Below are 13,487 nucleotides of genomic sequence, written 5' to 3'. Positions count from 1 at the left end.
GGATTCTCCCACGGGAGGCGTTCGGCGGGACCTCAGGCATGCGCCGTGGCGCCACGGGCGACGCGGCGGGCGAACGGCGCCAGTCCGGCGAACAGCAACACGCCCGCGACCGGCAGCAGATCGAGCCCGGCCGGCAATACCAGCGCTCCGGTCACGACGAGCGCCGCCTGCCAGGCCGGAACGGCACGGGCCACCGCGAGCCGACAGAACACGACAACCAGGCCGAGGAAGAACAGCACCGGTCCGACCGTGTAGACGACGATGTCCACCCCGGGGACCTTGATGACGTCGGAGAACATCGCCCGCATGTCGTCGTGGTCGGTGGCCAATGCCCCGATGACGATGTCGACGGCGATCTGGGCCACGGTGCAGGCGGTGCCGGCGAGGGCGACGGCGACCGTCCATGTGGCAAACCTGCCGCCGCCCGCCAGTCGTCGCAGGTCCAGGAACACCGGGACGAACAGCAGCAACGCGGCGAGGAAGGCCAGGTGACCGGTCATCCAGGCGAGACCGGGGCCGCGCTCGCCATCCAGACCGTCCAGGATGCGGATGACCGCGTAGACGATGACCAGGAGCGGGGCGGCGATGAAAGCGAAGGGTTTGCTCATGCCGACGATCATCATTGCGACGGGTGTTGCCGCACATCGCCGACGTGACCCATCTCCGTTCTCCCCCGGACGACGGAGGTGGGCGCTCAGCCGAGAGCCTTTCGTATGTTGCCCCTCAGCACGTCCAGATCGCCGCGCACCGCGTCGTACTCGTGCTTGTTCCGCCGGATGTCGGAGCGCTGATGCTCGGCAAGGACGGCCCACCACACGCCGAGGGTGTTGTGCTCCCGCTTGCACTCGATGTCGGCGACGGCCGTGGCCACCTCCCGCCGGGTGTGCGCGGTGTTGCCGTCCTTGCCCCGCCGCCACCCCTTGTCGCTGTACGCGGCCATCGGATCCGCGAACCGCTTGCCGCCCTTGTCCACGACGCACGCCGACCAGGTGGCGAAGGCCCGGCGCACCTGCCGGTCCTTCTGCACTGCCTTCCGCAGATCGGCATCGTGCGCAGCGGGAAGGGTCCACATGCGCCTGGAGTCCGCGACACCCTTGAGCAGTTGCTCGTTCGCCCGCCCCGAGCACCCCCGCTCGGAGGACTTGCTCCCTTTCGGGGCGGCTCCGCTGGTGGACATGCCATACAGGGCCGCGTACTCGGCGTCCGTCATCGCCCGTCCGGTCGGTACCAGCGCCTTACGGCGCTTCGGCTCCCAGCCGTAGCCCCACCGCTTGGCCTGGTCGAGGTCGAGCGGTCCCAGCGATGTCGACGTACCGGAGATGGTCAGCAGCGAACTCGCGTAACTGCGTGGGGGTTTGGGGTCGGCGGGGAAGTCGGTGAACCCGAGGCGGATCATGCACCGCTGGGCGAGAAGGCGCTGGGCCTTGCCGAACCGCTTGCTCTCCTCGGTGCTGAGTCGGTAACCGTCGAGCGGGAGAGCCGGTAGGTCCTTCTCGTCCTTGACCTCCGGCACTCCCTTCACGCGCGGCGACGAGGGCGCGTCGGTGCCGGCGCCGCAGCCCGTTACCGCCACCACGGTCAGCAGGGCGGCCGGCCACCACCGCGCGCGCTTCGACACCATCGAACAACCTCCCGGGACGTCCCACCCAAGAGGCGGACCTTACCGCCCTGGTACGTCAGTGATGAACGCGGCCCAGGCGGCGGCGGAGACGACCAGGGCGGGGCCGGTCACGCCCTCCTTGGAGTCGCGGATGGCGACTTGGGCGGTACGGGGGAGGTGGGCGATCTCGACGCAGGCGGTGCCGTTGTTCTCGCTGTACGAGGACTTGAACCACCCGCCATCCGGGGCGACGTCGGATGCTATGTGGTGTGTCATGTCAGACCTCTCGCGCTAGTTGTTGCAGAAATGCCGGTGTTTCACCGGGAGCGAGCGCCCCCGCCTGCAACGCCTCGAATCTGCGGGCGAAGGCCCAAATGGTGATGTCCTTGTCGCTGATCTCCGACGCTTCGGCCGCATCGCTTTGTACGACCGTCGGCAGCGGGGTGCCGAACTCCAACAGGTTAAAGTTGGCCCCGGTCCGGTAGGTGGCCGTGGACAACGGCAGGATCTGGACCGTCACATTGTCGAGCCTCGCGAGCTTGAGAATCTCCTCGTACTGCTCGCGCATCACCTCCCGGCTGCCGACCACCCGCCGCAGCGAGGCCTCGTCCTGGATGACCCAGAGCTGCAGCGGGTTGTCTCTGCGGGTCAGGGCTCGCTTGCGCTCCATACGAATCTGGATGTGGCGCTCGACGAATTCGGTCGTCGTCTCGTGAACCGGTTTGGCGGCCTGGAACATCTCCCGGGCGTAGCGCTCGGTCTGGAGGAGGCCCAGCACCACGTTCGGCTGCCAGGCCCGGACACTACGAGCGCCGCTCTCCAGCCCGATGTACATCCCCATCCCGGACGGCAGGACACTGCGGAAGAGCGACCACCAGCCCCGGTTGAGCGAGTCCCGGTGGATGTCCGTGAGGAAGTCCACGTCCTCCTCGTCCTCCACCCCGTATCGGTCCAACAGCGCCCGCAGGTCTGCCGACTTGGGCAGGGCCGAGAGGCCGTTCTCCACGCGGTAGAGCTTCGTCGTGGAGAACGTCAACCCGTCCACCGCCTCCGCGAGGGTGAATCCGGCCTTATCTCTCAACCGCTTGAGCTCCCAGCCGAGTTGCATGCGACGGACCGTCGGTCCCGTTGGTGCTGCCACGAGTATGCCTCCCGGTGGGTCGAGCTTTCCATGCCGTGGTGCGGGTTCTGAGTCTTGCACCGAAAGCCGCACTCTAGGAGCTACTCGCCCACTCAGTCACATATGCCATCTAGGACGGAAATTACCTGTCACCTTGCGCACCATCTCTTATGCACCCGAAGCTGTTTCCGCTACCGCTTCATCACATGCCGTAGCGGACACCACCCCACCAGCACTTCGCACACCGTGGAGCCGCCATGCCCGCATCCCGTCCCCGCCTGCTCCCCTGGCCCGGAGCGAACGGGCAGCCCTGCTACCTCGTCACCGACGGCGGCGCGAACAGCCGCCTGTCGAGGCTGGCCGATGAGATGGAGGAGGTCCAGCTCAACACCGGGAGCGATCTCCTCACGCACGCGCGCGAGCTGCTGCGCACCCGCCATGTGTCCGCCCGGGAGCTCCGGTTTCTCTCCCACCGGCTGGCCGAGGCGCTGCACGACGCGCTGCGCGTCGCCGAGAGCCGTGGGATGCGGATCCCGACAGCCGCCGGGCGGGAAGGCCCGGCCGCGGACCATAGTCAGTAGAAGCGTGAACGACATAGCTGCGGTGCACGAGGGGCGCACCGGCACGATACGGCGGATCAACGTCACCGACGACGGGGCGCAATCCGCCGGCGAAGCGGACTACCCCGCGGCGGACGCCTCCGGCCGCACCGTGGTATTCATCAGCGCGGCGGGGGATCTGGCGCCGGGCGACGCCAACGGATGATACGTCAGCAGCACGCCGTCGTCAGTGACATATGCGACGTCCGCTCACGGGCGGTGCCGTCCAGGCGCCGCGCCCGCAGGCGCATCCAGCAAGCCGTAGCACCCCCGCGCCGCCATCCCGTCCGGCGTCGGACGTCGGCGTTTCGGCCAGCACCGGGCGCGGGGCGTCCCCCCGCGCTCCAAGGGTGGATGCATCCCACACGCTGTGCGGGGCGCGCTGCCATGCGGAATCCGACCCGTCTGAAACACGTGTGCCGATGACGCCGCTCCTGTCGTTGGCCCCTGTGCGCCCGATCATTCGCAATGAGCTTGCAGGAGGACATGGTTGACCTCAGCCGGCGCCCAGGAGCGGCCGTCCACACGGGTGGCACCTTCGCCGAACTCCTCAAATTCTCACAGGGTCGCCGGCAGGAAGCCGCCTTCCCTCACGGCCGTCTTCCCTCACCATGGATATCGGTTGCATACACGGAAAGGATGTCGTGCGGAATCCGTTACTCACGCCTTCGGAGGGGGATTCAATGCGGGGGCAAGAGCACGGTCACAACGAGCTGAGCGGCACGGTGCACGGACCTGCGGTCCAGGCAGGGACGGTGTACGGCGGGATCCACATTCGCGCCGAGGCCGGCGCGGAGCGAGCCGACCATGGGCGATCACCGCAAACCCCCTGGCAGCTGCCGCCATTGGTTCGCCTTACCGACCGCACGGCGGAGCTGGCAGCGCTGGAGCAGCACCGCGCCCGCAGTGCCCGCGAAGGCTGTCCCACGCTGGCCGCGGTCAGCGGTCTTGGCGGGGTCGGCAAGACGGCGGTCGCGCTGACCTGGCTGCATACGCTGCGCCCGCACTTTCCCGACGGCCAGCTCTACGCGGACCTGGGCGCGCAGTCCCCGAGCGGTCCCGCGGCCCCCGATGAGGTGGTGGGCCGTTTTCTGCGTGCGCTCGGCGTCCCGGCCAAGCAGATGCCCACGGCCCTCGCCGACCGAGCGGCGCTGTTCCGTTCCCTGACGGCAAGCAGACGGCTCGTCGTGCTGCTCGACGACGCCGCCACCGCCGCCCAGGTCCGGCCGCTGCTGCCGGGGGGCCTGAGCATCACGGCCGTGACCAGCCGCCAGCGGATGCCGGGCCTGACCGTGGACGGCTGCCACGCACTGCATCTCGACCCCCTTGCCACGGAGGCGGCGATCGAGTTGCTGGAGGTCACCCTCGCTGACGACCGGGTGGCTGCCCAGCCCGACGAAGCCCGCGCCTTGGTCGAACTGTGCGCCGGGCTGCCGCTGGCGGTACGTGTCGCCGGCGCCCGGCTCGCGGCGCGCCCACTGCGCAAGATCACGACGATGGTCCGCGCGCTCACCGAGGAACGCGGCCGTTTGGAGGCGTTGGCCATCGAAGGCGACCACAACGTGCGGGCGGCGCTCGACCTGTCGTATCAGGGGCTGTCCCCCGATGCCGCACGCCTCTACCGGCTTCTCGGGCTGCACCCGGGACCGGAGTTCGGAAGTACGGTGGCCGAAGCGGCGCTGGTCGGGGATGCGACAGACGTTCTCGACGCGCTCCACAACGCGAATCTGCTCATCGACGTCGGGGAGGAGCGCTACCGGTTCCACGATCTGGTGCGGCTGCACGCCACGGCGAAGGCCGAGGAGGAGGAGTCACCCGAGGAGCGCGCCGCCGCGTTGCGCCGCATGGTCGACCACTATCTCGCCACCGCCACCCGCGCCGAAGAGATCGTCGACCCTCAGCATCGCACGATGCCCCGCGGCTACGGTCCCGGCCCGGTGATCACGGCGGACCTCGGCGACGATACCGAGGGAGCGCTGGATTGGTTGGAGAGTGAGCTGCCCAATCTGATGACCGTGATCCACCGCGCGCGCCCCGCGGGCTTCCCGGCCGTCGCCTGGCAGCTCGCGGACGCCCTGTGGCCGCTGTTCCTGCGGCGCAAGTTCTACGACCAGTGGCGCGCCGCGCACCAGGAAGGGTTGGTGGCGGCCGAGGAGTTGGGCGACAGGGCCGCACAGTGCCGGATGCTCACCTCCGGCGGGGTGGGTGAGCTCGGTCTGGAAAGCCATGAACGCGCCCTTGAGATGTTCGAGCGAGCGGCGCGGACGTTCCGAGCCGCCGGCAACTCGCTCGGCTACGCACGCACCCTCAACTATCAGGGGCTGGCGCACCAAAGACTCGGCCGCCTGGACCAGGCGGCCGAGCTCTTCGAGCGTGCCGCCGCGGAGTTACCGGCGTGCGGTGACCGACGGGCAGGCGGTCTGGCCCGGCTCAACCTGGCCGACGTCGCGCTCACACAGGGGCTGCTCGAGAAGGCGACCACCGACGCCGAGGCCGCCTGCGCGACGCTGCGGGAGGCGGGCGACGCGTACAACGCGGCACGCGCGGCCACACTGCTCGGCCGCGCATACCTCGCCCGCGACCTGCTCGACCCGGCGGAAGACCTGCTCTCCACGGCGCTCACGACACTGCGTGGCATGGCCGCCGACTACGAGACGGCCCGCACCCTGGAGAGCCTGGCCCGGCTCGCCGAGCGGCGCGGGTCGCCGGACCTCGCCCGGGGCCGCTATCAGGAGGCACTCGATCTGTACGAATCGGTGGGTCGCGCGGAGTCGGAGGGCGCCCAGGCGGTACGAGCGCGGCTCGCCCAGTGGGAGCACCGCGCCGAGGACTGAACCCTCGGCAGCCGCACCACCACCGATGCCAGTGCCGTGACCGGCAGTCCGGCCACCAGCCAGGTGTGGGCCAGGGAAGCCCAGAGGCCCCAGGGCGGCACCGGCGAGGGCCGGCGGGCCCGGAGGGCGAGCGTATGGCCGCCGGGCCCGAGCCACAGCCGACACCGGGGGCCGTGGTACACCGCGACCACCAGCGCGCCCGGGTGGTGGGCCCGCAGCTCCGCGATCCCGTCCTGTCCCTCGCCGGTGGCCAGCAGCACATCGGCGAGCGTCGACCACTTGCCCGGGGCCGGGAGCTCCACCCGTAGATGCTCGTCCACGATCTCGCCGCCCAACTCCGGGTGCTTCAGCACGCCTCGGATGCGGCGCACCGCCTCCTGCCCCTCGACCTGCTCGGACACCACCATTCTCAGCGCGGTCATGACACAACGCTGCCGGGCTCGTCGTAGTGCACCACGAACGGCAGCCGCGCGGGCTCTGCGACCGGCCGGGCCGCGGGAGCCCGCAGCCGCAGTTTGCGGTACATCAGCGCACGCATCTTCCGGGCGAACCGCCCCGGCTCCGAGCTGATCCGTGCGGCGACCCGCTGGTGGCGGTCCGACTGATAGGTCACGGAGCTACGGTGGAGCTGCCTGCGGAGCGGCCGGTCGTCCTGTACCCGGGGCGCGAACGAGCTCAACTCGGCAAGTGGCGACGCGGGATCCACATGGGCGTCGGGGACACTGGCCAGCAGCACGGGAGCGCCCGTCATCGCACCGTACAACGAGACGGAGCCGTGGTCGCCCACGATGTAGTCCGCCGCGACAAGCGCCCCGACCCAGTCGGCGTACTGGCTGATCACGGTGAGCCCCAGCCGGACGAGGCCGGCCAACCAGCTTTGGATCGACCATTCGCCGTGGGCGTTCCATACGTGCGGATGCAATAGCACGGCGATCCGGTACTCCTCGCGCGGCAGCTCGCCGACCAGCCGCGCCAGCAGTTCCTCCCGCCGTCCGAGCAGCGAGTCGGGTCCCCAGGTGGAGCAGGCCAGAACGAGCCGCTGGTGGGCCCGGACGCGTAGGGCCTCCCGGTACAGCGCCCGCGAGGGAAGGCTCGCGGTGATGCGGTCGAAGCAGGGGTCGCCCACCACCTCCGCGGCAGGCAGTGCCTCGGGGCATTCGCGGCCGAGTCGGGTCAGCTCCTCCTGATGCGCCAGCACAAGCGTCTCGGGAACCAGCACACCGTCCCGGACGAGCCGCTGCCTGCTGAGGCCGTACACCCCTCGCTGTCCCACCCGGTGGCCCCGGTTCGCCCCAGGGACGATCTTGTTGTGCCCGGCGCCGTGCGGGAGCACGATCACGGGAGCGTGCAGTTCGTGGAGGCTGCCGTGGCCCGCGGCCAGCGCGAGGTCGAACGGCGTCTGCACCGCCTGGCTCCACGGCAGCACCAGCCCCTTGAGCCCGTTCAGGAACGCTGCCACACCGTTGCTGAACACGTCGGGCGCCGAGGTGAACACCACTTGCACTCGGGAGTCGCCCTCCAGCAGCCGGACCGCGTCGAGCAGCCGCCGCCCGGCGGTCACGGTGTGCACCACCGCCAGGACCCTCCTGCGGATCTGGCATGTGGCCCAGCGCTCGACGTCCAGGCGCACCGGCACATGAGGCCCGTGCACTCCTTGTAAAACCACGTTCATCGAGGTCAATCCCCCCGGTTCCCTACTCCGGACCGGTTGTTCGGTCCCGTCGGCGGCGACGTTAGGCTGTCGCCACAACATCGTTGCCCTCCGGGGTGGATGGCCGACTTGCAGGAATCCTGCACTCCACGTGTGGGAAATGACCATGGCGCATGTGCGCCCCGTCGCGCACCCGTGCGCCTCTGTCCGCTACCCCCGGGTGGACGACAACAGTAAATTGAGTGTCGCGCGAAGGTGCGGGCGCTGCCGGAGGCGGCAGGAAGTAGCACACCCATCGGGGGCGATGGTGGAACTTCTTGCTCTGGGACCCCTTGAACTATGGCATCACGATCGACAACACGCGCTTGGCTCGGTGAAAGAACGGTGCGTGCTGGCCGTACTGATCCATGCCCGGGGTGAGCCGGTCACAGCCGAAACGCTGATGGACCGCGTCTGGGACGGCCACCCGCCCCGGACTGCCCTGGACACGCTGCACAGCTATCTGTCACGGCTGCGCGGACGCCTCAACAGGGCCGTCGGCGATCTCGCCGAGGTGAAACGACCCTCCCCCGGGCTCTACCAGCTCCGCGCCGCCCCGGACGCCATCGACCTGCTGCGCTTCCAGAAGCTCCGTACGGAAGCGAGGGCGGCCACTGAGCGGGGTGAGCGAGGACGGGCCGTGCGCCTGCTCCGTACCACAGAAGCCCTCTGGCGGGGCGAACCGTTGACCGAGTTCGGCTGCGCGTGGGCGGCCTCGGCTCGCGCCCGGCTCATAGAGGACCACCGCCTGGTGCGGGAGGAACGGATTCGTCTGGAGCTGGAGTTGGGGCGACACGCGGATCTCGTGGGCGAACTCCAGGAACTCGCCGCGCAGAATCCTCTCGCGCAGAAGGTGATCTGCTCCCTCATGCTGGCGCTCTACCGCTGCGGGCGGCATGACGAGTCGCTCGCCCTGTACCTGACCACACGTCGGCTTCTGAAAAACGGGCAGGGAATCGAGCCAGGATTGGAGCTCCGGGAACTCCATGAGCGCATCCTCAAGCAAGATCGCGCGCTCTTGGAGACACAACGCGATTCCGAAGCGGATACCGCCGCGGCCCCCAACAATCTTCCGCGCGTCACCCGGGATTTCACGGGACGCGCGGCCGAACTGCGCATCCTGCTCGCGGACCAGGCCTCCTCGGGCAGCGGCACGGCCTCCCTGCCCCTCACCGTCATCCACGGCATGCCCGGGGTCGGCAAGACCGCGCTCGCCCTTCGCGCGGGGTACGAGTTGCGTACGACCTACCCCGACGGGCAGTTCTACCTCGACCTGCACGCGTACAGCGACCGTCCGCCGCACGACCCCGCGGAGGCGCTGGCGGCCCTGCTCCAGGCATCCGAATCGCCCGGGCCCCTCCCTGATTCCATCGACGAGCGGGCTGCCAAATGGCGCCAGTGGACGGCCCGCCGCCGCGTGCTCGTGATCCTCGACAACGCCCGTGACTCCGCGCAGGTGATGCCCCTGCTGCCCGGCGCTCCCAGCTGCCGGGTGATCGTGACCAGCCGGAACCGGCTCGCCGGACTGGACGGCGCCACCTCGCTGTTCCTGGACGTGCTGTCGCAGGCGGAGGCCGCCGGCCTCTTCACCCGCATCGCGGGCCGTGCCCGCCTGTCCGTCGACACCACGGCCCTCAGAGACGTCGTCGCTGCCTGCGGCTGCCACCCCCTCGCCCTCCAGTGGCTCGCCAGCCGGTTCCGGCACCGGGACTCCTGGGACCTCCACCACCTCCTCGACCGGCTGACCCAGGCCGCGGACCCCCTGGAGGAGTTCGATGACGCGGTCGCGTCGGCCTTCCGGCTCTCCTACGCCGAGCTCAGCGGTCCGGCGCAACGGCTGTTCCGCCTCCTCGCCCTGCACCCGGGCCCCGACATCACCCTCCACGCCGCGATCGCGCTCACCGGGCTGGACGCCGCGCCGGTCCGCAAGAGCTTGGAGACGCTGCTGGACGGCCACATGCTCGAGGAGCCCATCCGCGACCGCTACCGGTTCCATGACCTCGGCCGCGCCTTCGGCCTCCAGATCTGCTCCGAGGTGGAGTCGGAAGCCGTCCGCCACCGAGCGGTCGACCGGCTCTTCGACTACTACCTCACCGCCACCCACCGCGCCGCTCACCTCGCCCGTCCGTCCCGTCACACGCTGCCCCTGCCACCGGAGCGGAAGGCCGCACAGGCGCCCCGGTTCACCGACGCGGACGAGGCGACGGTGTGGCTCTCCCTGGAACGCGCCAACCTCCTGGCCATCGCCCGCGTGTCCGCGGCCGAGTCACCGAGCCATGCCGCGCTCTTCCCGCACGCCCTGGCCACCTCGCTCAAGCTGTGGGGCACCTGGGGCATCGCCTCCGAACTCTACGACGCGGCGGTGTCCGCCCTCCGCTCACGAGGCGACCGGGCGGCACTTGCCCGAACCCTCGTGGAGCGCGCGGAGGTGTCGGCACAGCGACAGCACGACGAAGCCCAGCTCTGCGCGACGGAAGCCCTGGCTCTCTTCCAGGAGTTCAACGATCCGCACGGCTGCGCCGACGCCCTCCTCCAGCAGGGCCGTGCCCACCTGGCGGGGGGCCGCGGAGATATCGCCCTGCGCACCCTCGACCAGGCAGCGGCGCTGTACCGGACGGTCAGCGATCGGTCGGGAGAGGCGGAATGCCTCAACGTACAGGGAGCGGCGCTGTATTTTGCGGGTCGCTACGGCGATGCCCTCCACAAGGTCGAGGCCATGCTCTCCCTGTACGAGGCGCTTCAGGACGAGGCCGGGCAGGTGAAGGCCCTGAATAATCTGGGCGAATTCCACTTTCGCCAGGGCCGCTACGACGAAGCCGGCCACTACTACGAGCGCTCTTTGGCGCTCGCCCAGCGGCGTGGCGCCCGCCAGGAATTGGCCATCCTTGACACCAACCTGGGTGCCGTCTTCCAGGCGACCGGACGGACGGATCGAGCACTCGCCTGCTTTCAGCGCGCACTCGACAGCCACCGGGCCGGCCACGACGCCTTGGGCGAGGTGAACGTGCTGATCAGCATGGGCACGGCGTACGCCGCGACAAAGCGCGAGCGCGAGGCATTGCTGCATTTCACCATGGCCGAAGAAGTCGCCCGCGGCATCGACAACTCCTACGAGCGCCAGCGTGCGTTGCTCGGGATGGCCGATGTCCAGCAGAAGTCGGGCCGACTCGGCGACGCCCTGACGCTCTTCGAACAAGCCTTGGACATAGCCCGGACCGCCGACTTCCCGCTCGGCTCCGCGCACGCGCTCGCCGGGCTCACACGGACCGCTCTGCTGTCGGGCCACGTCGAACGGGCCCGCCGGTATGGCGAGCAGGCGATCGCCCTGTACCGAAGCCTCGAAGCCGAGACGGAGGCGGAAACACTCCGGTCTCTCCTCGCGGACCAGCGCTTGACCGGCTCCTGACGGCATACAGGAGCCGGTTTCGCCGGGCCGGGATCCGTGTCAGGCGCCCAGGTGGCCACCCGCGCCCTGCGGGATCACCCACATCCACTGCGACTCTCTGGCCTGCACAGTCATCGACTGGCTGGCCGAGTTCGCGCCATCCACGCTCAGCGCGATGGCTCCTATCGCGAGCGCGGCAACAACAGCGGCTGCGACAAGGGCAGATTTGAGAGTGCGATGCACCAAGACCTCTGCAAGAGTTGGGGGGTCGATATCCGATCACATGAGCGGTTCCTTGATCAACTCTACACCCTTCACCCCGAAACTGATCACCCAAGGGCCTTTCGTACGTTGCTCGGCAACACCTCCAGATCGCCGCGCACCGCGTCGTAGTCGTGCTTGTTCCGCTGGATGTCGGCACGCTGACGCTCGGCGAGAGCGGCCCACCACACGCCGAGGGTGTTGTGCTCCCGCTTGCACTCGATGTCGGGGACGGCCGTGGCCACCTCCCGCCGGGTGTGCGCGGTGTTGCCGTCCTTGCCCCGCCGCCACGCCTTGTCCCCGTACGCGGCCTTCGGATCCGCGTACCGCTTGCCGCCCTTGTCCACGAAACACGCCGACCAGGTGGCGAGAGCCCGGCGCACCTGCTGGTCCCTCTTCGCCGCCTTCTGGAGGGCGGCATCGCGCTCGACGGGATAGGTCCAGATGCGCCTGGAGCCCTCAATGCCCTTGCACCGGAAGCCGTTTCCGCTACCGCTTCATCACGTGCCGTAGCGAACACCAGCACCTCGCACACCGTGGAGCCGCCATGCCCGCATCCCGTCCCCGCCTGCTCCCCTGGCCCGGAGCAAACGGTCAGCCCTGCTACCTCGTCACCGACGGCGGCGCAAACAGCCGCCTGTCGAAGCTGGCCGACGAGATGGAGGACGTCCAGCTCAACACCGGGAGTGATCTCCTCAAGCACGCGCGCGGCGGCTGCGCACCCGCCATGTGTCCGCCCGGGAGCTCCGGTTTCTCTCCCACCGGCTGGCCGAGGCACTGCACGACGCGCTGCGTGTCGCCGAGAGCCGTGGCATGCGGATCCCGACAGCCGACGCCGGGCGGGAAGATCCGGCCGAACCCCGTAGTTAGTAGAAGCGTGAACGACATGGCTGCGGTGCGCGAGGTGGACGTCGTGGTGATCGGGGCCGGGCAGGCCGGGCTGTCCAGCGCCTATCACCTGCGGCGGGCCGGGTACGAGCCGGGCACCGGCTTTGTGGCGCTCGACCACTCCCCCGGCCCGGGCGGCGCGTGGCAGTTCCGCTGGCCCTCGCTGACGTACGGCAGGGTGCACGGGATGTACGACCTGCCGGGCATGCGGCTGACCGGCGCGGACGACAGCAGGCCGTCGTCCGAGGTCATCACGGAGTACTTCACCCGCTACGAGTCCGCCTTCGGCCTCCGGATCGTCCGCCCGGCCGATGTCGCGGCGGTGCGCGAGGGGGACGGCGGGCGGCTCCGGGTGGAGAGCTCGGCCGGCGTGTGGTCCACGCGCGCGCTGATCAACGCGACCGGCACCTGGGACCGCCCCTTCTGGCCCCGCTACCCCGGGCAGGCCACGTTCCGCGGGCGGCAGCTGCACACCGCCCAGTACCCGGGACCGGAGGCATTCGCGGGGCAGCGGGTGATCGTCGTCGGGGGCGGGGCCTCCGGTGTGCAGCATCTGCTGGAGATCGCCGGGGTGGCCGCGGAGACCACCTGGGTGACGCGCCGGCCGCCCGTCTTCCGCTCCGGGCCCTTCGGCGAGGAGCAGGGGCGGGCGGCCGTCGCGATGGTGGAGGAGCGGGTGCGGCGCGGGCTGCCGCCGCTGAGTGTGGTGTCCGTGACCGGGCTGCCCATGACCGAGGCGATGGAGCGGGCCCGTGAGAAGGGGGTGCTGGACCGGCAGCCGATGTTCGAGCGGATCACCCCGGACGGGGCGGTCTGGGCGGACGGCCGGTCCGTGCACGCCGACGTGATCCTGTGGGCCACGGGCTTTCGCGCCGCCATCGACCACCTCGCCCCGCTGAGGCTGCGGGAGCCGGGCGGCGGGATCGCGGTCGAGGGAACGAGGGCGCTCCGTGACCCCCGTGTCCACCTGGTCGGCTACGGCCCGTCGGCCAGCACGGTCGGCGCCAACCGGGCCGGGCGGGCCGCCGTACACGAGATCCGGGAGCTGCTCACGGCCGCTCCCGAGAGCGCCACCGCGCTGGTCTCGTCGGTCTGAGAGGTCTGAGAGGG

The 13,487-nt window shown here is 70.0% G+C and carries 12 protein-coding genes; 5 read left to right on the top strand and 7 right to left on the bottom strand.

Annotation, left to right across the window (positions count from 1 at the left end):
• Positions 1–32: 32 nt before the first annotated feature.
• The 4 genes from ABTY62_RS43975 to ABTY62_RS43960 form a co-directional block, all read right to left on the bottom strand.
• Positions 33–608: a hypothetical protein gene (locus ABTY62_RS43975; protein WP_352135008.1), complete on the bottom strand. Its 576-nt coding sequence runs from the start codon at positions 606–608 to the stop codon at positions 33–35.
• 86 nt (positions 609–694) lie between these two features.
• Positions 695–1,621: a hypothetical protein gene (locus tag ABTY62_RS43970; RefSeq protein ID WP_352135007.1), complete on the bottom strand. Its 927-nt coding sequence runs from the start codon at positions 1,619–1,621 to the stop codon at positions 695–697.
• Positions 1,622–1,660: 39 nt separating this feature from the next.
• Positions 1,661–1,876: a DUF397 domain-containing protein gene (locus tag ABTY62_RS43965; protein ID WP_352135006.1), complete on the bottom strand. Its 216-nt coding sequence runs from the start codon at positions 1,874–1,876 to the stop codon at positions 1,661–1,663.
• 1 nt (position 1,877) lies between these two features.
• Positions 1,878–2,741, bottom strand: coding sequence for a helix-turn-helix domain-containing protein (locus tag ABTY62_RS43960; protein ID WP_352135005.1), 864 nt, complete (start codon positions 2,739–2,741; stop codon positions 1,878–1,880).
• A 236-nt stretch (positions 2,742–2,977) separates the two neighbouring features.
• Between ABTY62_RS43960 and ABTY62_RS43955 the strand changes: the two genes are divergently transcribed.
• The 3 genes from ABTY62_RS43955 (at position 2,978) to ABTY62_RS43945 (ending at position 6,153) form a co-directional block, all read left to right on the top strand.
• Entirely contained in the window at positions 2,978–3,301 is a 324-nt protein-coding gene (locus tag ABTY62_RS43955) for a hypothetical protein (protein ID WP_352135004.1), read from the top strand.
• A 4-nt stretch (positions 3,302–3,305) separates the two neighbouring features.
• A complete protein-coding gene (locus ABTY62_RS43950; RefSeq protein WP_352135003.1) occupies positions 3,306–3,485 on the top strand; it encodes a hypothetical protein in 180 nt (59 codons plus the stop codon).
• A gap of 517 nt (positions 3,486–4,002) precedes the next feature.
• A complete protein-coding gene (locus ABTY62_RS43945) occupies positions 4,003–6,153 on the top strand; it encodes an ATP-binding protein (RefSeq protein ID WP_352135002.1) in 2,151 nt (716 codons plus the stop codon).
• Here ABTY62_RS43945 and ABTY62_RS43940 read toward each other — a convergent pair.
• Together ABTY62_RS43940 and ABTY62_RS43935 are read right to left on the bottom strand one after the other, a co-directional pair.
• Positions 6,048–6,575, bottom strand: a complete 528-nt coding sequence (locus ABTY62_RS43940; RefSeq protein ID WP_352135001.1) for a hypothetical protein — start codon at positions 6,573–6,575, stop codon at positions 6,048–6,050. The two genes, ABTY62_RS43945 and ABTY62_RS43940, sit on opposite strands and share 106 nt — an antisense overlap.
• Positions 6,572–7,825 (bottom strand): hypothetical protein, encoded by a 1,254-nt coding sequence (locus tag ABTY62_RS43935; RefSeq protein WP_352135000.1) that lies wholly within the window; start codon positions 7,823–7,825, stop codon positions 6,572–6,574. The genes ABTY62_RS43940 and ABTY62_RS43935 overlap by 4 nt, the downstream gene beginning before the upstream one ends.
• A 283-nt stretch (positions 7,826–8,108) precedes the next feature.
• On the opposite strand from ABTY62_RS43935, the gene ABTY62_RS43930 reads away from it, so the two are divergent.
• Positions 8,109–11,249 carry an AfsR/SARP family transcriptional regulator gene (locus tag ABTY62_RS43930; protein ID WP_352134999.1) on the top strand — a complete coding sequence of 1,047 codons (3,141 nt, stop codon included), beginning with the start codon at positions 8,109–8,111 and terminating at the stop codon, positions 11,247–11,249.
• Between the two features lie 308 nt (positions 11,250–11,557).
• Here ABTY62_RS43930 and ABTY62_RS43925 read toward each other — a convergent pair whose 3' ends face one another.
• Positions 11,558–11,872, bottom strand: coding sequence for a hypothetical protein (locus tag ABTY62_RS43925; protein WP_352134998.1), 315 nt, complete (start codon positions 11,870–11,872; stop codon positions 11,558–11,560).
• A gap of 503 nt (positions 11,873–12,375) precedes the next feature.
• Here ABTY62_RS43925 and ABTY62_RS43920 point away from each other — a divergent pair.
• Positions 12,376–13,473 (top strand): NAD(P)-binding domain-containing protein, encoded by a 1,098-nt coding sequence (locus tag ABTY62_RS43920; protein ID WP_352135044.1) that lies wholly within the window; start codon positions 12,376–12,378, stop codon positions 13,471–13,473.
• The last annotated feature ends 14 nt before the right edge of the window (positions 13,474–13,487 follow it).

It is taken from the genome of Streptomyces sp. NPDC097640, assembly GCF_040302705.1.
In the GTDB taxonomy this organism is placed as follows: Bacteria; Actinomycetota; Actinomycetes; order Streptomycetales; family Streptomycetaceae; genus Streptomyces.
The sequence above is the reverse complement of the archived record's forward strand: the minus strand, read 5'-3'. Positions and strand labels throughout refer to the sequence as shown.